The sequence below is a fragment of the Haloterrigena salifodinae genome (assembly GCF_003977755.1).
Classification (GTDB): domain Archaea; phylum Halobacteriota; class Halobacteria; order Halobacteriales; family Natrialbaceae; genus Haloterrigena; species Haloterrigena salifodinae.
On record NZ_RQWN01000001.1, the window covers coordinates 17,357 to 35,910 of the forward strand.

An 18,554-nucleotide genomic window follows, 5' to 3' on the forward strand; every position below is an offset into this window, starting at 1 on the left:
TCTAACGACACCCGTATAAAGAATACGGCTAACTACTATGATTTCTTACCATATAGGTTTGGACTCAAATCTCGATACGAGGTTTGAGTTGATATCGTCTCCATATACGGTTACTTAGAACGCGTTTGTCCAGTTATCGGCCTTTCAACAGCCATCGGAGTTATGTAGTATGCGGCAGAACCGTTGACCGAATGGCGCGACTCGCGCGGCTCTGTGTAACCAATCAGAAAGGGGGCGTCGGAAAGACGACAGTGGCGATCACTCTCGCTGGCGCGCTCAGTCAGCGAAACAGGAACGTCCTCTTCGTCGATCTCGATCCCCAAGGCAACGGCACTGAGGGGCTCGGCCTCACCGACGCGTACGACGCGGCTCCGCCGACGTTGTTCGACGCGCTCGTCGACGACTCGTCGGTCTCGTTCGACGAGCTCGTCTGGCATCACGACGAGATGGACGTGCTCCCGAGCAACATCGACATGACGGCCGCCGAAGCGTCGCTGTTGCAACTGGACGACGGCGAACGGCGGCTCGCAAAGCTGCTCGACACCGCGGATTACGGCTACGACTACGTGATCGTCGACTGCCCGCCCCACCTCGGGATGCTCACCGACAACGCGCTGTATGCCGCGCCCAACCTCGTCATTCCGGCGCTGGCCGAATCGACGAGCAAGCGCTCCCTTGAGTTGCTGTTCGACTACACGCGGGCGTTCGAGATGGAACACGACGTGCAGATCGACGCCAAATCGCTGGTCGTCAACCGGATCGAAAACACCGGCGAGGCGACCGAGATGCTCGAGTGGTTCGAGGAGGCCGTCCCCGACGTCCCTACGTTCGAGGTCCGGAAACGCGTCGCCCTCCAGCGGGCGTTCTCGAGCGGCCGGTCGATCTTCGCGGCCGACGAGGAGATCGACATGTGCGAGCGGTTCCGAGCGGTCGCGGCCTCGCTCGACGAGGAGTTTTCCACCACGGAGATGACAGTATGACTGACGAACGAGCAGAACGAATCAAACGGATCCGGAACCGATCCCGATCGCAGGCGACTGCGAACGCGAACAACGGCGACGAAGACGAATCGGCGGCGGACGACGCCGCCGACGCGGACGCCGCGCCCGAGACGGACGATTCTGGGACGAACGACCCCGACTCGAGGGATCCCGAACCGACCGCGACCGACGCCGCCGCCGGCAGCGCCGATCGGTCCGACGACGGTGTCGAAACGGCTGCCGCCGCCGAGTCCGGTTCCGGTGACGTCTCCGAACCGGCTTCCCACGACGTCCCCGAGCACTCCGGCGGTTCGGCCGAGCGAGCGACCGAGCCGACCGGACAGACGACGCAGCCTCGGGCCCGGGCCGCCGAACCGGCCGCACGGACGGGTTCTCACGCGGCGTCCGCCCCGGGACGGGGCGCCGAACCAGAAGCGTACGGCGGCGGGCAGGCCGCCCGCGCCGATCCGGCGACCCGCGCGAACAACCCACTCACTCCGGCCGCGGAATCGGCAGCCGCGGGCGACGGAGCTGCGGCGGGTCGCGTCCAGCAGTTCGATGCGGCCGACGGAATGGAACCGATCGTGGACGCGACGGCGCTGGAAACCGACACGGCGTCCGGGGACGGGTCGGTCCTCCGGGGTGCGGTCGGCGCTGAAGACGGGATGTTCGCCGACGACACCGCGTTGAACCACTCGGCTCGCAGCGACGAGAGCACCGTTCAGGTCCTCGAGTTCTCGCTCAACAACGACCGGTACGCGATCGCGATCGATCGCATCAGCGCGATCGTGGAGATGAAAGAGATCACCCGGTTCCCGCGCGGTCCGGAGGCGATCGACGGCGTCACGGACCTCCGCGGTGAGATCACGGCGGTCGTCGATCCGACGGCCCTGTTGAACATCGAGCGGAGCGAACCTTCGGACGAGCAGTACATTGTCGTGCTCAACCGCGGCGACGACAAGCAGAAACTCGGCATCAGGGTGACCGAAGTCCGTCAGGCCGCGACGTATCACGAGGACCAGATTGACGAGTCTCGGGGCGCCGACGACAACGGCCACGAGTTCGTCGACTCGGTCATCAAGAAACCCAACGGCGATCACACGAGCCTGATCTCGTGGCTGGATATCGACAGCATCATCGAGCAGATCAAGTAACGTCCGCGACCTCCATATCGGCCTGCATATCTACGCGATTTTAGACTTCTAATCAGATTCTCATCATAGATAAATATCCGTCATATCTCCTGTTACGGGTGTATATTAGCGTTTTGGCCGCCATTCGAATACTGATATTCGTATAGCAAAAATATTTAACTTGTTGTATATCAGCCTAGCTACTATGATACGAGAGTGCGGACTATCGAACGACGCCGCCAGCGTAGTGCCCGACCGACGGCCGTCGATGGGCGACGAGACTTCGACCGACCGACGGCGATCCGCCGGCGACGAACAGTGACCATGGCGACGAAGTCGCTCCAGTCCGACGCCGACGGAACGCACGTCCTCGAGTTCGACCTCGGCGAGAACCGCTACTGCGTCGAGATCGGTTACATCGCCGAGATCGTCAACTCCGACGAACTGACCGCGATCCCGAACACGCCGGCCCACGTCGAGGGTGTCATGGACCTCCGCGGCGAGACGACCAGGATCGTGAACCTCAAGACGCTTCTCGGGCTCGAGGACGACGGATTCGGGGATCGGATCATCGTCTTCAAACGTAAACGGGGAGCACCCGAACGGATCGGCTGGTTCGCCGACGAAGTCCACCAGGTGCAGGCGCTGGCGTCCGACGTCGTCAACACGGCGGTCGACGGTGACGGGATCGCCGGCGTCATCCGACGAGAAGACGAGTTCGTCGTCTGGGTCGATCCGACCGCGATCAGGATCTGACGCGGACCCGAGCGCATTCGAGACCGACTCTCACGACGGAGCTGACTCCATGACACACACCGACGATTTCGACCGCCTCCTTTCGCACATCGAATCCCGGTACGGGTTCGCGACGAGTTACTACGCCGATCGGTATCTCCGCCGCCGAATCCGATCCCGGCTGTCGAGAAACGGTCTCGAGCGAGACGCCTACAGCAGCTACCTCTCGTTGCTCGAGGACGACGACGGCGCCGAGCAGACGGCGTTGCTCGATACGCTGAGCGTCAACGTCACGTCGTTCTTCCGCGACACCTCCGTCTGGGACGAGCTTCGAGGCGTCCTCGAGACGCTCCAGGAACGGCGGGACCGATCGCTTTCGGCGTGGAGCGTCCCCTGCTCCGACGGTCGCGAGCCGTACTCGCTGGCGATGCTCGCTCGGGAAAGCGCGGGGATCTCGTCCCATCGCCTCTCTATTCGCGCCAGCGACATCGACGAAAACGCGCTCGAACGGGCGCGAAACGGCGTCTACGAACAGCAACGAACGTCCAACCTCGAGACGGAGCTGTCGTATCTCGACGCGTACCGCTCCTACCTCGACTGTCCGGACGATCGAGACGACGACGACGACGTGGAATCCTACCGAGTGGGGTCCTCGATCAAGCGAATGGTCGACTTCGATCGGTTCGATCTGATCACCGATTCGATCGGATCGACCTACGATCTGGTGCTCTGTCGGAACTTCTTCATCTATGTCGACGACCGCCACCACCGAACCGTGCTCGAGAAGCTCGCCGACGCGATCCGTCCGGGCGGCTATCTGGTTATCGGCAAGTCGGAATCGCTGACGCGGAACATCGAGAACGCGTTCGAGCCGGCCGACAGGGCGTCGCGGATCTACCGGCGGCAGTGATCGCCGGCGGAGACGACTGCCGAACGGGGTGCGGCGTCGCCCGTTCGCCGCTATCCATCGGGATGATTGATGTGTCTCGCACGCGTCGACAGCGATATGTCCACGCCGACCGACGTTCTGGTGCTCCGGAAGGGAACTCACGGCATGCCGATCGAACGGTACGCGGGCGCGCTCCGCGACCGGCTGCCCGACGGCACCGTCGACCTCGCCCGCACGCCGACGGCGGAGCGCGACCGGATTCGGGACGCCCGCTTCGTCACCGGGATGACCCTCGAGGACGGGCTGCTCGAGGCCGCCGAGAACCTCGAGGTCTTTGCCTGCGCCTACGCGGGGACCGGCCACCTTCCCCTCGAGGAACTCGAGGAGCGCGGCGTCGCCGTAACGAACGCCTCGGGCGTCCACGGACCCAACATCGGCGAGCACGTGCTGGGCGCGATCCTCCGCTTCACCCGCCGGTTCCACGTCGGCGCGCGCCAGCAGCGCCGCCGGAAGTGGCGCCACTACCAGGCCGAGGAACTGCAGGGGTCGACGGTGACGATCGTCGGCCTCGGCGCGATCGGCGAGTCGGTCGCCGACCGCCTCGAGCCCTTCGGCGTCGAGACGATCGGCGTCCGATACACGCCCGAGAAGGGCGGTCCGACCGACGAGGTAGTCGGTTTCGAGGGCGACGGGTTCGAGGACGCGCTCGCACAAACCGACTATCTGGTGCTCGCGTGTCCGCTCACGGAGACTACGCGCGGGCTGATCGACCGCGAGGCGTTCGTGACGATGGATCCCGGCGCGGTCCTCGTCAACGTCGCCCGCGGGCCGGTCGTCGACACCGACGCGCTCGTCGAGGCGCTGCGTTCGAGCTGGATCCGCGGCGCGTCGCTGGACGTCACCGATCCCGAACCGCTGCCGGAGGACCACCCGCTGTGGACCTTCGAAAACGTCCAGATCACGCCCCACAACGCCGGCCACACCCCCGAGTACTACGAGCGACTCGCCGATATCGTGGCCGAGAACGCCCGCCGGTTCGCCGACGATCCCGACGCGGCCCTCGAGAATCAGGTCTGCCCCTGAACGCCGTCCGGTTCCGTTTACCGGAGGATTCGACTGCAGTTTTTTCACGGTACCGCACCAATTCCCGGTATGAAACCAGCAGTCGCCCGTCGATCCCGCGGTCGGAACGCTCGCGATCGAACGAAACCGTTGTCTAGAGCGGACCGAAACCGAACGAACCGGGCTCGAGCGAAGGACCAATGACGCTCTCGTTCGACGGACCGATCCTCGTCCCCGTCGCGACCCCCGAAGACGGCGAGCGAACAGCCGCGGCGCTCGCCCCGTATCTCGCCGACTCGAGTCGGACGATCGTCGTCAACGTGATCGAGAAGGCCGGCGGCGCGCCCGACAAGGCCGGCGTGGAACAGCGAAAGGAGTACGCCGAGGAGATCTTCGATCGTGCGCGCGGGCCGCTCGAGGCGACCGACGCGACCGTCGAGACGGCAGTCCTCTACGGCACCGATATCGTCGAGCGGATCTTCGCCGAAGCGGAGGACCGCGAGGTCGACGCCGTCGTCTTCGCGGCTCGAAAGGGGAACCGGCTGGCGGAACTGCTGACCGGCGACGTGGCGCGACGGCTGGTCAAGGAGGCGTCAGTTCCGGTGGTCGCGCTACCGCTCGAGTCGGCCCCGCAGGAGTCGTGAGTGCGCGGTGCCGACCGTTCGCGTCCCGAGCTTGCAGTACTCAGCGGTTCGAGGATACGTCTCGCGTTTTTGCGACTCTTCTGCGATTACGACGTCGACGTTCCGGCGGCACGACCACGGGCTGTGCCGGTCGCATTCCGATCAGCCTCGCTTTCGGCGTCCGGCTCCGCGTCGATATCGTCCGCTCGAGCGAGCAACTGTTCGCCGCGCTCGGTCAGCGCGACGGTGTTCGAATCGATATCGAACGCGACGGCCCCGACGTCCGCCAGCTTCGGCACGTGGCTGTGTCGGAGCGTGATCGCGACGCGTCGCCGCGTCCCGAACAGGGCGTCGCCGCAACTGGCCAGCGCGCCGCCGTCGTCCGCGTCGTCCTCGAGCACGAGGTGATCCGCAAGGTCGGACAGCGAGACGGACTCCTCGTCGCGGGCGTCCAGATATCGGAGAACGGCCCGGCGACGCCGATCCGCGAGCGCGTCGAACTGTGAGCCGTCCCCGGGGGTCTCGCCGGTAACGGGGGTCAGCGACTCGGGATCGGAGATGACTGGGAGCATACCTGTCGTAGGGGTCGTCCCTACTTGTGCCCCCCGCCAAATCAGTCAGGTATTCTCGCGAACGGACTGATCGAAAATGGGCGGCCGACGTCGGCGAGCGCCCTCAGCAGTTAGATATAGCCCTGCTCGAGCAGGAGTTCGCCGTTCAGGACGCTGGCGCCCGCGGCGCCGCGGATGGTGTTGTGCGCGAGGCAGTTGTACTGGAGCCCGAAGGGCGTCTCCTGGAGGCCGCCCGCGGCGATGGCCATCCCGTCGCCGAGCGTGCGGTCCATCCGGGGCTGGGGCCGGTCGGGTTCCTCGAAGACGTGGATGAGCGGGTCGGGCGAGGAGCGTAGGTCGAGCGAGGGGTACTCGCGCATGGCCTTTGCGGCCGCGTCGACGGTCAGTTCCTCTTCGGTCTCGACCCAGACGTTTTCGAGGTGGCCGTCGATCGTTGGGATGCGGTTACAGGAGGCCGAGACCGCCATGCTGTTGTGACTCAGTTCGGCACCGTCGAACTCGCCGAGGAGCTTGCGGGACTCGGTCTCGAGTTTGTCCTCCTCGCTGCCGATGTAGGGGATGGCGTTGTCGATGATCTCCATCGAACTGACGCCGTCGTAGCCCGCGCCGGAGACGGCCTGCAGCGTCGAGACGTGGACCTTCTCGAGGCCGAACTCCGCGAGGGCGGCCAGCGTGGGGACGAAGGTGATCGTCGAGCAGTTGGGGTTCTTGACCATCGCGCCGTCCCAGCCGCGCTCGTCGCGCTGGACCTCGAGCAGGTCGATGTGTCCGGGGTTGACCTCCGGGATCACGAGCGGGATGTCGTCGTCCATCCGGCCGTTCGAGGAGTTCGACGAGACGACGTAGCCCGCTTCACAGAAGCCGGGTTCGACTTCCGCGCCGACGCTCGAGGGGAGCGACGAGAAGATCAGGTCGACGTCGTCGGGGACCTCGTCGGGGTCGGTCGCCGTGACGGTCATGTCGGCGACGTCGTCGGGGATGGGGCTGTTAACGCGCCACTTCGCGGCCTGTCGGTAGCTCTTGCCGGCGCTGGAGTCGCTGGCGGTCAGTGCTGCGATCTCGAACTCCGGGTGAGGGTCGAGAAGCTGGATTAGTCGCTGTCCAACGGCACCGGTCGCGCCGAGGACGCCTGCTCGTACTGCCATTTTCCCGCACTCGGTGGCGTATCCGCAAAACCGTTTGGGTTTTCGTCGCACGAGCGGCGCCCGCTCGACGCGGCGCATAGAAGACGTTAAGAAAACGGAGTGAAATTGATTTACCGATGCACACGCAATACGTTCGATTCGACTCGGACGCGGGGTGGTCCCGATGACGAGTTCGACCGCGAACTCGAGCGGCATCGGCCCGTTCGACGGCCTGTTCCAGACCGGGGCCGCGATCGTCTCGGTACTCCTGTTTCTCGTCGCCGTCGTCTTCGCCTGGACGGGATTTCAGAGGATGACACTGTTCGTCGTCGGCACGGAGATGAACATCGTCACCGGCGCGGTCGGCTTTATGCTGACCATGTTCTTCGCCATCGGCGCGCTCATCGTCGCCCTGTTCATGGACTCCGGCTTCGACCACTGACCGTTCTGCCGACTCGAACTCGACTCGACGCGCCGTCCGTTCGTCGACGGCTCTCCCGCTCACCTCTAACGTTACCCAGTACTACCGGATCGTCGCAATACAGGCGGCTCGCGGCCGCGGAACTCGAGAGAAAACGCTCCGATTACGCTGCGGCTGCCTGCGAACTCTTCTTGCGGGTGACGTAGCCCGCGATGCGGTTGCGAACGCCCTTGGATTCGACGTTCGTGAGCTTTTCGACGCTTTCCTTGTTCTGCTCGAAGTCGGTCGTGAACGCGTCCGGGTACCGCTCCAGGAGGATGGTCCCCGTCTTCTTGACGTAGGCCGGTTTGATTGCCATGTAGGGAGGTTCCGTCCAGAGGCTCTTAATGCCTTTCTCTTTCGTTGTCGGTCGCGGACGAAGTCGCGGGTCGGCTCCGACGGCGTCGTCGCGCGTCCGGTATCACCACGAAGAGTGCTCGCGCACGCGCTCGAGCGCCTCACGCTCGCGCGGACCGCCCGCGCGGTCGACGACCGAAGCGTAGTACTCGAGGCGCTCTCGGAGGTCCTCGTCGTCGTAGCCGGCGACGCCCAGCCGCGAGGCGGCGACGGTGGCCTCGACGACGGCGCCGAACCCGCGGTCGATCGTCGGTACCGCCGTCGATTCGACGGCGGCCTCGACGGGCCGGAGGGCCCACCGTTCCCACTCGGTTCCCTCGTCGACGCCCGTCTCGAGCGACTCGACGGCGATGCGGGCCCACGCGTTCGCGGCGTCAGGAACCGGCGTTTCGCGCTCCACGATCGAGAGCGCGGCGTCGGCGAAGCGGACGGGATCGTCGACGAACAGCACGTACCCTTCCCCCTGCCGGCGGAAGTTCCCGCGGGTGCGGGTGGACCCCCACGTGCGCGCGGTAACGGGATCAGGGGTTTCGCTCGAGTCGCCCTCGGGACCCTCGTTCGCGACGTCGCTCCACTCCGGCGCGAACAGGCCGAGCGCGGCGAGGTTCCACAGCCCGTTCGGCCCGCGCGTGGCGACGACGGTCTCGGTGACTCCCGACAGCGAGACGGGCCACGCGACGGAGTCGCCGTCCTCGCCGCTCGTTTCGAGGGCGTCGGATCCCGACTCGTCGCCGGTCATACGTCGATCGCCTCGTGCTCGAGGGCGACGAACAGCCCTGCGGCCGTGATGTCAGCGGTCGTCCCCGGGTTGACGCCGCGGACGACGAGGTCCTCGGCGAAGGCTTCGACTGCCTCGGGGTCGGTCTCGAGCGCGTCGCGCTCGACCAACTCGGCCGCGCGGTCGGTGACCTCCCGCGCGACGGCCTCGCCGCTGCGGTTCGCGACGAGCGTGTCCGGCCGCTCGGCGAGTTCGGCGAGGAAGACGGCCGCGGTGCGGTCACCCAGCGGGCCGTCGGCCGCGGCGAGGCGTTCGGCGGCCCGAAAGGAGCGCTCGAAGCCGTCGACCCACTCGCGCGCGACGTCGTCGCCCGGGACGCTCCGACTCATGATATCCAGCAGCGTCAGCCCTCGGTCCTCGACGGCCGGGACGGCGTCGCTCCCGCGGCGGACGTCCAGGGGCTCCATATCCGCGGGCGGATCGTCGACGAAGACGTCGACGTGGTCGAACGCCCGATAAAAGTTCGCTGCGTCGGCGACGGTGGTGTCCTCGCAGACGGCCTCGACGACGGGCGCGGAGAGTTCCTCGCGGGCCGCGCGGACGAGCGGCACGAGCAATAGCAGCGAGCCGAACTGGGTGTTGCCACCGCGCTGGCCGGCCATCCCCGCCACGGCGCGTTCGAAGGCAGCGCCGACCGCACCGCCGTTCGCCGCCATCTCGAGGCCGTCGCGGGCGCCGACGGCCCCCGCGAGGAAGTGTTCGAATCGCAGGTCATCGAGGTCGCGGCACCGGTCGACGTTGCCCGGTTTAGGCGTGCCCGCGACCTCGAGGAGGAGAGCCAGTTGTGCGTTTGCGGCTGGCGTTCGCATGCGTCTCGATACGCACGGGGAGGGTTTATGGATGTACGTCTTCGGACGGGGGCGTCCCGCGACTGCTCCCCTCGAGAGTCCGTACGGCCGTCTCTCTCGCTCTCTCGGTTCGCGGTGTCGCTATCGGCCGTCGTCGTCCGCGACCTGTCAGATGACCGGTTCGGTTACCTCTCTATGAACGGAACTGGAACCGACCACAAAGAGGAGTCTAACCCGAAGCGCTCCGCTCACCTGGCGGCTATGGGTTGCCACGCTCTCTCCGACCAACTCGCTCCCCGGAGTCGCTCGCTCGTCCACTGGAAGACGCATTCGGAGTGAACTCTTTGGTTTCGATTATTTTCGGGAAGGCAAAGCGGAAGAACGCGACCGAAGACGGACGCCCGGAGAAACTGCGTTCAGCGGTAGATGTTCTGGTAGGCCTCGCGGTACTCGCGAAGGGCGAGGCGCGCCCGACGCCGGGAGGTGAACCCGAACCCGACCGACGGGCAGTCCTCGGTGGGGCACACCCAGTGAAACGTCTCCGACCCGGGGTCTCTGGCGACCGATACGTCCACGTCGCAGCGGGGACACTCCCATCCCCAGCGCATATCGCCGGCATACTCGTTGGGACGGCCCATGCTGGTTCTACGTCGGAGTTGTACGTCGCACTGAAAAGTCTCCGTCCGAACATAGTGACGCTTTATTACGTCGGCAGGGCTCGAGGCGACGCCGAGGCGTCGCGGTCGCGCTATCGCGACGGGGTTCCTCGAAAGCGAGGCGTCGATCGACGGCCTCGCGGACGCCGTCGGCGGCGTGGCGATCATGAAGGGGTCGCGAGCCGAGACGCGTCACCGCTCGTAGCTGTGGCCGTCACTGAGCGGCGGGGCGCCTACTCCGATCACCCGCACGTCGCCGGCGGCGTCGGCCGCGTTATGTGCGCGGTGTGGACTCTCCGGTTCGGCGATGAAGAACTGACCCGCTTCGACCCGGTACGTTCGATCGGGCGTCTCGACGCTGAGCGCGCCCTCGAGGACGTAGAATGCCTCCTCCTGTTCGTCGTGGTAGTGTAGCCCCGAGAGCGGAATCTCTTCGCCGGGTTCGACGCGGTAGACGCGCAGTCCCATCCGGTCCATCGCCGCCGCCTCGCTGACGTAACGCATCTCCGACGGGCGGTTCGGTTCCGGTTCGAGGTTGTTCGGATCGATCACGTGGTAGCCCATGGGATCACGGACTGGTGCGACGAAAATAACTGTTCGGCCGACCGGAGAGCGAACGAGTGATCGGAGTTACGGGCACGCTTCCGCGCCGAGTCGCCGCTCTACTGCCTCGCGGACGCGCTCGAGAACGACCGGGTTGTCACTGGGGCGACCGACGCTGACCGCGTCGGCGCCGTACTCGACGTACTCGCGGACGGTCGCGTCGTCGCGGACGCCGTTGTTGGCGATAATGAACAGGTCGGTGGCGTCGGCGATATCGCGGACGACCGACTCGGTGTCCATCGCGTCGACGTGGACGTAGTCGGCGCCTGCAGTCTCGAGCGCGGCCGCGAGCGCGGGGAGGTCGACGGCGGAGATCTCGGCGCGGACCTTCACGCCGACGGTGGCGCCGGTGTCGGCGGCCCGCCGGACGTAGTCGCAGAGGCGCTCGCGGTCCCGCAGAAGCGTCTCGCCGCAGCCGACCGCGCAGAGTTCGTCCTGTCGGCAGTGGGCGTTGATCTCGAGGAACGCGTCCCGGTCCCGGCAGACGCGGGCGGCGTCGGGGATCGGATCGGGCGTCGTGCTCCGGACGTTGAACGCCGGCTGGATCGGCGCGTCCTCGAGGGCGGCGAGTTGCCGGTCGATGAAGGCGATGGGATCGTCGGGGAGGAACTCGGTTCGGTCGCGCTCGACGAGTTCCCGAGCCGCTGCGCGGGACCCCGCGTCGATGGCGATGCCGCCGAGAATGGCGGCGCCCGCGTAGTCGGCGCCCGCTCGAGCCCACTCGGCGTCGGCTTCCCCGCTGAGGCTGGCCAGGGCGAGCGGCGGCGTGAACATACTCGAGTGTCGGCGCCGGGGGGCCTTGAACGTAGTCGTTCGCGGCTGACGGTCGACTGCGCTCGGTCGAGAATCGGACGACGACGAGACGGAGCCTGACGCTCAGTCCACGATATCGATCGCTTCCTTGACCGTTCGGGCGACGCGCGCGGCGTCGTCGGAGGAGTCGATCTCGATGTCGGTCCGGATCGTCGGCCGGTCGAACTCGGCGTCGTCGCCCTCGTCGATGACGAAGGCGTCGGCGAACGGATAGGCCGTCGCGAGCCCTTCGGTGCTGGGGTCGGCGTTGACCGCCGACATGAGATCGCCCGCCGGCCCTGAGAAGGCGTCGTCGCCGAGGAACGGCGAGACCGCGATGACCGTCGACTGGCTGAGCGTGTCGGCCACGCCCGGCAGCGTCAGCATCGGCCCGATACTCGTGACGGGGTTCGACGGGCCGATGACGACGGTGTCCTCGAGCGCGTCGATGACGCCCGGCGCCGGCTCGGCGTTCGAGGACCCGCGGAACTCGACGGTCTCGACGGTCGGTTCGCCGCGGTGGGCCACCCAGTACTCCTGGAAGTGCATCATTCCCTGTTCGGTGTGGACGAGGCTTGCGACGGGATCGTCGCTCATCGGCAGGAGATCGATCGTCAGCCCGAAGGCGTCCGCGAGTCGCTGGGTCGCCTCGCTCAACGACAGTCCCTGGTCGAGGAGGCTCGTCCGCGTGATGTGGACGGCCCGGTCGCGGTCGCCGATCGTCATGAACTCGGCGACCCCCGAGAAGCGTCGCCAGTCCGCGAGGTCGCGCCCCTCGGTCTGTCGCTCCTCCGAGAGGAACTGCGGGCCGTCGGGCAGTCCCGCGGCCGACGCGATATCCGACAGCGCAGCGTTGGTCCGGTGCGTGTCCCCGTCGATTCCCCACCACATCTCGCGGTCGAGCACGCCGCCGCCCTGGAACAGCAGCGTATCGACGTCCGGCGAGACGAACAGCCCACCGATTTCGATGTCGTCGCCCGTGTTGGCGACGACGGTGGTCTCCTCCGGCGAGAACGCGGCGGCGGCACCGTCCAACAGCTTCGGCGTTCCGGTGCCTCCGGAGAGGAAAGTTACCATACGCAACACTCTCGAGCGTGAATACTTAATCACTTGTGGCTGGTTCCGGGGCGAGGAGATCCGGCGTCAGGCTGGGGTGGTTCCGCCGAAATCGCGTCAGTCGTCGCCGACGCTTCCGCTGCTCTCGGCGCCGACCGCGGCGCCGGTTTCGACCGACGCCGAATCGAGCCAGTCGCCCCAGTTGAACCAGGCGTAGGCGATCCCGCCGCCGATGACGGTCGAAACGGCGAAGGCGGCCCAGACGCCGTTCGAGCCGACCCTTTGGGCGCCGATCCACGCGAGCGGGAAGCGGATCACACCGAGGGTGAGCACGGAGATCGCCGCGGCGATCAGCGTCTTGCCGGCCCCACGGAACCCGCCGCTGTAGGCTCTCATCACGCCCATGAACCCGAACGTCAGAGACGTATACCGGAGGAAGGTCGCGCCTTCGGCGACGACCGCGGCGTCGGTCGTGAACACCGAGACGATCGGCGCGGCGGCCAGGAAGACCACCACGCCGAGGCCGGTGAGCGTGATCAGCATGACCTTCGCGCCGAAGTGGTTCGTCCGCTCGGCGCGCCCGCGCTTCCCGGCGCCGATGTTCTGGCCGGTCATCGTTTCGATCCCCTGGGAGAAGGCGATCGCGGGGAGGAAGATCACCGAGAACACGCGGGTCCCGATCCCGAATGCGGCGACGACCGTCTCGGGGAACATCGCGATGATGACCAACAGCAGGTTGATCGAGAGGGCCCGCGCGGTCCCCTCGATCGACGCCGGCGTCCCGATCTCGACGAGTTTCCGCGCGTACTCGAGGTCGGGTTTCATCTGCGAGAGGCGGATCCGGACGCCGTGCGTGCCACGGAACATGATCGCGAGGCCGACGGCGAACGCCAACGCCCGCGAGAAGACGGTCGCGATCGCGGCGCCCTCGATCCCCGACCCGGCGTAGCCGGTGGCGGCGAACAACTCGGCCTCGAGGCCGCGAAGACCGAGGTAGCCGAACAGCGGGTTCCCCTCGAACCCGAAGATGAGGAACGGGTCGAGGACGATGTTGAGCACGACCGAGCCGAACATGACGAGCATCGGCGTGACGGTGTCGCCGTACCCCCGCATGAGCGCGAGGAAGACGAGGAAGCCGAAGACGGCCACCAGCCCCACGGAGAAAACCTCCATGTAGGCGGTGACCAGCGGCTCGATGTCGGCCTCGGCGCCGAACAACGCGAGGATATCGCCGGCGAAGCGGTAGCCGACGGCGCCGAGCACGAGCGACGCGAGGATCGCGTACATGACCGTCTGCGAGGCGGCGTACTCCGCTCGCTCGGGGTTATCCGCGCCGGTGTGCTGGGCGACGAGGACGCTCCCGGCGACGGAGACGCCGAGCGCCAGCGCGATGAGGAAAAAGACCATCGGGAACGCGAAGCTGATCGCCGCCAGCGACGTCGTGCTGTACTGGCCGAGCCAGAACGTGTCCGCGAGGTTGTAGGTGACCTGCAACACGTTCGTGATGATCAGCGGAATCGAGAGGTAAATCAGCGGCCGCGCGATCCCGCCCTCGGTTAGGTCGAGCTCGTCGGCCGATTTGAAGATCGCCTCGAGGTGATCGCGCACCGTCACTCGAATCGCTCCTCCGTCTCGTCGGCGTCGGCTGCGAGCAGTTCGCGGCGGACGTAGGTCTCGAGCGCGCGCCGGGTCCGCTCGATCGGGTGATCGACGGCCACGTGGCGCGTCTGGGCGCCGTTGAGCGCGGTGACGATGAACTCGGCGGTTTCGTCGGGGTCGACGTCCGGCCGGAAGACGCCCTCGTCCTGTCCGTCCTCGATCAGCGATCGGATCCGTCCGCGAAGCATCCGGTCGAACTCAGCGAGTTCGGCACGGAACCGGTCGTCGTACGGCCCCTGGGCTTTGATCTCGAGCAGCGCGGTCCGAAATTCGGGCAGCGAATCGTCCGCGGCGGGCTCGAGGTAGATATCGACGAGCGCCAGAATCCGTTCGGCCGGCGTCTCGCCCTCGAGGGTCTCGACTCGCTCCGCGAAGGAGTCGGTAAGATAGTCCAGCAGCGCGTAGAGGAGGTTCTGCTTGCTCTCGTAGTGATAGTGGAGCGTGGCCTTGCTCTTGGACGATTCGGCGGCGATGTCTCGCATTCGGAGCGACGCGTAGCCGTGCTTGCAGAGCGCGGCGTAGGTCGCCTCCATGAGTTCGTCGGTAGTTGCTGTCGTCTCAGTCATTAGGGTCCTGGATCCGAAGGGGTCGTTCTCGTCGTAACTGACCGGCCAGTTAGGGAAGTATCTTGGGATTCGAATTCGCCCACCGAGCGGGCTGCGAGCCCTTCACACGGCTGATTCGCCGACCCGGGGGCGGGCCAGTAAGCGTTCGTCGTCGCCGGATCGCTCGAGCCGAGTCACGCGATCAAATCACCGAATCGCCCGCCGCGAGACGGGTCGAAGAACTACCAGACGCGAGATGGTTCCGAGACCGACTAGTCGCCGATCCAGTCGGCGAAACTTCCGTCGAGGAGCGTCTCCGACTGTCGGTGAATGTACGCCTGCTGCATCGCCTCGATCGCCGCGTCGAGGTCGGCGCCGTCAGCGAGCGCCGACCGGACCTGCTCGCGTTTCCAGCTGGCGGGCGTCACCTCCTGGCGGACCCGTCGCCGGAGCGGATAAAGGTACTTCGCGGCCTCTTCCTCGCTCAGTCCGCGGTTCGTCAGCCCGTCCTCGGCGTGGGCCAGCAGGTCCTCGTAGAGCGCGAGCTTGTCGGCGGTCTCCTTGCCATCGTTGGTGATCCAGTTCAACTCGGCCTCGAGGCCGTCGACCATCGCCGCGTAGAAGTTCTCCCGGGCGAGCTGCCAGTCGAGCTCGAGGACGGGGTGCTCGAGGCGGGTCAGGCTCTCCATCAGGCCGGCGAAGGCGGCGAGGAAGGCCGTGGAGTCGCGGACGGTCGGCTGGGCGGGGATAGGGCGGAACTCAATGCGGGCGTTGGCGGCCGAGCGCGTCGGTCCGCCGAACACCGGGCGGATCCACCGCCAGTAGGTGCCGTGTTTGCGGCTGAAGTGGGGAAACCGGTCGTCGAAGCGCTCGCCGGAGTCGACGGGCATCGGGACGATAGTGTCGTCGTCGGCGACACGGTCGATCGCGTCCTCGACGGTCCCTAGATCGCGGGGAAAGCGGACCTTCCCTTCGCCGGTCGTCGGATCGTTGAGCACGGTCTCGAAGACGCTGATGCGGTGCTCCATCCAGCCGTCCCGGAGGATCTCCTCGGGGGTCGCCTCGTCGTCGTAGAGGTCGGCCGGGAAGAACGGCGAGTTGACGCCGAGTGCGAGCAGCGGCCCCGCGATGCGCAGTGCGTAGTTGAAGTAGTCCGGGAGATCCGGCGCGTGGGGCACCTGATAGTGGGGTTGGATCGAGGTGATGAGGCTCTCGGGCATGACGGTGTCCGCCTGGAGCGATACATTGGGGGCCTGGATACACATGCCGGCGGACTCGGCCTGGTCCGTGTTGGCCATCGCGTGGTAGCGCGCCGAGTCGCTCATGTTCGTCGCGATGCGAAACGAGCGCTCGGTGCCGTCGTCGTCGGTCGTCGTCCGCTCGACGCTGTCGGTGAGGTACGTCGTCGCGTCCTCACCCTCCGGCGGCAGCGTCCAGAGCGCGTCGCTAACCAGCCGCATCCGCTCGGACTGGGTGACGTTCAGCGCCGTCTGCAGTCGCGCCTTCACTTCCGACTCCTGGGCCGCCAGCCCGTGGGCGTTCATCGGCTGCGGACTAGTCGTCATCTCCGCGTTGTGCAGCCCGAGTTCCTTCTCGAACCCGATCAGTTCGAGCAACCGGCGGGGAACCCGCCGCAGCGCGCAGTCGTCGTTCTTGACCGCGTAGAACTCGTACTCGAGGCCGACGATCGCCTGCGGGTTATCGAAGACGCCCTCGTCGACGGCGTCTTTGATCACCTCGGCGTCCACCTGCGCCTGTTCGCGAAACCCCGCGGCGTCGACGGCCAGCACGTCGGCGACTCGCTCGGCGAGTTCCTCCTCTGGCATACCTCCGAGTGCGAGCGCGATCGCCTTTAAAGCACAGCCTCGTGCCCGCGGCGAGGCGCTCGGGACCCGACACTCGAGCGGTCTCAGAACCGTTTTACTCCCGCCACCGGTACACCCCGCCGATGGAGTTCGCCACGTTCGCCGACCGCGCCGCCGCGATCGAAGCCGAGCCGGCCGATCTCGAGATCGTCGCTCGAACCAGCGAGTTGCTCGCGGACGCGGGCGACGACAGCGAGGACCGACGTTCCGCTGGCTCTGCGGTGGATCCGCAGACCGTCGAGATCGTCGCCCGGTTCGTCCAGGGACGCGTCTTCCCGGCCTGGGACTCGACGAAACTCGACATCGGCCCGGCGACGTGCTACGAGGCGATCGCCCGCGCGGCGGGGACGAACGTGAGCGGCGACGACGTCGAGGAGCGACTGGCCGAGGTCGGCGAGATCGGCGAGGTGGCCGCCGGCTACGACTTTGGCGGCCAGCAGGGTCTGGGCGCGTTCACCGGCGGGGGCGGAAACGGTGGCGGCGGTGCCGACGAGAACGATCTCACCGTTCGCGAGGTCTACGAGACGCTCGCCGACCTCGCCGCCGCGGAGGGGTCGGGCAGTCAGGACCGCAGGGTCGACCTGCTGTTCGGCCTCTTCAACCGCTGCTCGAGCAAGGAGGCCCGCTACCTCGCGCGGCTCGTCCTCTCGGAGATGCGCATCGGCGTCGGCGAGGGCACCGTCCGGGACGCGATCGCCGAGGCCTTCGACGTCCCCGTCGAGCGCGTCGAGCGCGCCCTGCAGGTCTCGAACGACTACGGGCAGGTCGCCCGCGTCGCCCGCGACGAGGGCCGCGAGGGACTCGACGAACTGGACCTCGAGGTCGGCCGACCCGTCCAGGCGATGCTCGCCCAGGCGGGGACAGTGACCGACGCGCTCGAGGAGTGGGACGAGGCCGTCGTGGAATGGAAGTACGACGGGGCTAGAATCCAGTTGCACTACGATCCCGAGGCCGCCAAGGCGGACGCCGAGACCCGCGTCTTCTCGAGAAACATGGAGGAAGTCACCGACGCCCTCCCCGAAGTCGCCGAGTTCGCCGAGGCGACCATCGAGGAACCCGCGATTCTGGACGGCGAGGTCGTCGCAATCGACGAGAACGACGATCCGCTCCCGTTCCAGGAGGTGCTCAAGCGCTTCCGCCGGAAACACGACGTCGCGAAGGCCCGCGAGGACGTGACGGTGCGACCGGTCTTCTTCGACTGCCTGCACGCCGGCGGCGAGGACCTGCTTGCGGAGTCGCTGACGACGCGCCACGAGCGGCTGCGGACGGTGCTGGCGGACGGCGAGTCGCTGGAGCAGGACGAGGACGAGATTGAGGGACTCTCGCTGCTCTGGACGACCGACGACCCCGACGAGATCGAGGTAATCGACGCCGACGCCCTCGAGGCGGGCCACGAGGGGATCATGCTCAAGGACCCCGACTCGGCGTACTCGCCGGGCCGGCGGGGCAAACACTGGCGCAAGCGCAAACCCGACGTGGAGACGCTGGACTGCGTGGTGACCGGCGCGGAGTGGGGCGAGGGTCGGCGCGCGACGTTTTTGGGCACCTTCGAGCTCTCCGTGCGCGCGGGCGACGACTTGGAGACCGTCGGCAAGGTCGCGACGGGTATCACCGACGAGAAACTCGAGGAACTCACGGAACTCCTCGAGCCCCACATCGCCGCCGAGGAGGGCCAGGCGGTGGACATAGAGCCCGCGATCGTCTTCGAGGTCGGCTACGAGGAGATCCAGAGCTCGCCGACCTACTCGTCGGGCTACGCGCTTCGCTTCCCGCGGTTCCTCAGCGTTCGCTCCGACAAGAACCCCGAGGACGCGGACACGCTCGAGCGCGTCGAACGGCTGCGAGCGTAGCGATCGACGAGGGAGGTATCGTCGAGG

The 18,554-nt window shown here is 66.8% G+C and carries 20 protein-coding genes; 8 read left to right on the forward strand and 12 right to left on the reverse strand.

Annotation, left to right across the window (positions count from 1 at the left end; all coding sequences use genetic code 11):
- The first annotated feature begins 191 nt into the window (after positions 1-191).
- The 6 genes from EH209_RS00085 to EH209_RS00110 all read left to right on the forward strand — a co-directional run bounded on the left by EH209_RS00085 (position 192) and on the right by EH209_RS00110 (position 5,443).
- Positions 192-980 carry a ParA family protein gene (locus tag EH209_RS00085; protein WP_126660984.1) on the forward strand — a complete coding sequence of 263 codons (789 nt, stop codon included), beginning with the start codon at positions 192-194 and terminating at the stop codon, positions 978-980.
- A complete protein-coding gene (locus tag EH209_RS00090) occupies positions 977-2,134 on the forward strand; it encodes a chemotaxis protein CheW (protein ID WP_126660985.1) in 1,158 nt (385 codons plus the stop codon). Before EH209_RS00085 ends, EH209_RS00090 begins: the two co-directional genes overlap by 4 nt.
- Positions 2,135-2,437: 303 nt before the next feature.
- Positions 2,438-2,869: a chemotaxis protein CheW gene (locus tag EH209_RS00095; RefSeq protein ID WP_008895231.1), complete on the forward strand. Its 432-nt coding sequence runs from the start codon at positions 2,438-2,440 to the stop codon at positions 2,867-2,869.
- Between the two features lie 49 nt (positions 2,870-2,918).
- Positions 2,919-3,758 carry a CheR family methyltransferase gene (locus EH209_RS00100; protein ID WP_126660986.1) on the forward strand — a complete coding sequence of 280 codons (840 nt, stop codon included), beginning with the start codon at positions 2,919-2,921 and terminating at the stop codon, positions 3,756-3,758.
- Positions 3,759-3,854: 96 nt separating this feature from the next.
- Positions 3,855-4,820 carry a D-2-hydroxyacid dehydrogenase gene (locus EH209_RS00105; RefSeq protein ID WP_249038714.1) on the forward strand — a complete coding sequence of 322 codons (966 nt, stop codon included), beginning with the start codon at positions 3,855-3,857 and terminating at the stop codon, positions 4,818-4,820.
- 179 nt (positions 4,821-4,999) lie between these two features.
- Entirely contained in the window at positions 5,000-5,443 is a 444-nt protein-coding gene (locus EH209_RS00110; protein ID WP_126660988.1) for a universal stress protein, read from the forward strand.
- A gap of 86 nt (positions 5,444-5,529) precedes the next feature.
- On the opposite strand, the gene EH209_RS00115 is transcribed toward EH209_RS00110, so the two are convergent.
- Together EH209_RS00115 and asd are read right to left on the reverse strand one after the other, a co-directional pair.
- Entirely contained in the window at positions 5,530-5,994 is a 465-nt protein-coding gene (locus tag EH209_RS00115) for a DUF7344 domain-containing protein (RefSeq protein WP_126660989.1), read from the reverse strand.
- A 110-nt stretch (positions 5,995-6,104) separates the two neighbouring features.
- Complete coding sequence (asd, locus tag EH209_RS00120) at positions 6,105-7,139, reverse strand: aspartate-semialdehyde dehydrogenase (protein ID WP_126660990.1); 1,035 nt, start codon at positions 7,137-7,139, stop codon at positions 6,105-6,107.
- A gap of 163 nt (positions 7,140-7,302) precedes the next feature.
- Between asd and EH209_RS00125 the strand changes: the two genes are divergently transcribed.
- Positions 7,303-7,560, forward strand: a complete 258-nt coding sequence (locus EH209_RS00125; protein WP_126660991.1) for a hypothetical protein — start codon at positions 7,303-7,305, stop codon at positions 7,558-7,560.
- A 142-nt stretch (positions 7,561-7,702) separates the two neighbouring features.
- Here EH209_RS00125 and EH209_RS00130 read toward each other — a convergent pair whose 3' ends face one another.
- The 10 genes from EH209_RS00130 to EH209_RS00175 form a co-directional block, all read right to left on the reverse strand.
- A complete protein-coding gene (locus tag EH209_RS00130; protein ID WP_008895224.1) occupies positions 7,703-7,897 on the reverse strand; it encodes a 30S ribosomal protein S17e in 195 nt (64 codons plus the stop codon).
- Between the two features lie 102 nt (positions 7,898-7,999).
- Complete coding sequence (locus tag EH209_RS00135; protein ID WP_126660992.1) at positions 8,000-8,674, reverse strand: DUF447 domain-containing protein; 675 nt, start codon at positions 8,672-8,674, stop codon at positions 8,000-8,002.
- Complete coding sequence (locus EH209_RS00140) at positions 8,671-9,522, reverse strand: triphosphoribosyl-dephospho-CoA synthase (RefSeq protein WP_126660993.1); 852 nt, start codon at positions 9,520-9,522, stop codon at positions 8,671-8,673. The genes EH209_RS00135 and EH209_RS00140 overlap by 4 nt, the downstream gene beginning before the upstream one ends.
- Positions 9,523-9,917: 395 nt before the next feature.
- On the reverse strand, positions 9,918-10,139 hold the full coding sequence (locus EH209_RS00145) for a hypothetical protein (RefSeq protein WP_126660994.1): 222 nt from the start codon (positions 10,137-10,139) through the stop codon (positions 9,918-9,920).
- Positions 10,140-10,349: 210 nt separating this feature from the next.
- Positions 10,350-10,721, reverse strand: coding sequence for a cupin domain-containing protein (locus EH209_RS00150; protein ID WP_126660995.1), 372 nt, complete (start codon positions 10,719-10,721; stop codon positions 10,350-10,352).
- 66 nt (positions 10,722-10,787) lie between these two features.
- The gene (locus EH209_RS00155) at positions 10,788-11,534 is read right to left on the reverse strand and encodes a tRNA-dihydrouridine synthase (protein ID WP_126660996.1); all 747 of its coding nucleotides are present in this window, start codon (positions 11,532-11,534) and stop codon (positions 10,788-10,790) included.
- 102 nt (positions 11,535-11,636) lie between these two features.
- Positions 11,637-12,629, reverse strand: coding sequence for a 2-phospho-L-lactate transferase (gene cofD, locus EH209_RS00160; protein WP_126660997.1), 993 nt, complete (start codon positions 12,627-12,629; stop codon positions 11,637-11,639).
- A 96-nt stretch (positions 12,630-12,725) separates the two neighbouring features.
- Positions 12,726-14,222, reverse strand: coding sequence for an MATE family efflux transporter (locus EH209_RS00165; RefSeq protein WP_126660998.1), 1,497 nt, complete (start codon positions 14,220-14,222; stop codon positions 12,726-12,728).
- Positions 14,219-14,833: a TetR/AcrR family transcriptional regulator gene (locus EH209_RS00170; RefSeq protein ID WP_249038715.1), complete on the reverse strand. Its 615-nt coding sequence runs from the start codon at positions 14,831-14,833 to the stop codon at positions 14,219-14,221. Before EH209_RS00170 ends, EH209_RS00165 begins: the two co-directional genes overlap by 4 nt.
- Before the next feature lie 251 nt (positions 14,834-15,084).
- The gene (locus tag EH209_RS00175; protein WP_126660999.1) at positions 15,085-16,638 is read right to left on the reverse strand and encodes a hypothetical protein; all 1,554 of its coding nucleotides are present in this window, start codon (positions 16,636-16,638) and stop codon (positions 15,085-15,087) included.
- 122 nt (positions 16,639-16,760) lie between these two features.
- Here EH209_RS00175 and ligA point away from each other — a divergent pair, with 122 nt between their 5' ends.
- Positions 16,761-18,527 (forward strand): ATP-dependent DNA ligase LigA, encoded by a 1,767-nt coding sequence (gene ligA / locus EH209_RS00180; protein WP_126661000.1) that lies wholly within the window; start codon positions 16,761-16,763, stop codon positions 18,525-18,527.
- Positions 18,528-18,554 lie beyond the last annotated feature (27 nt).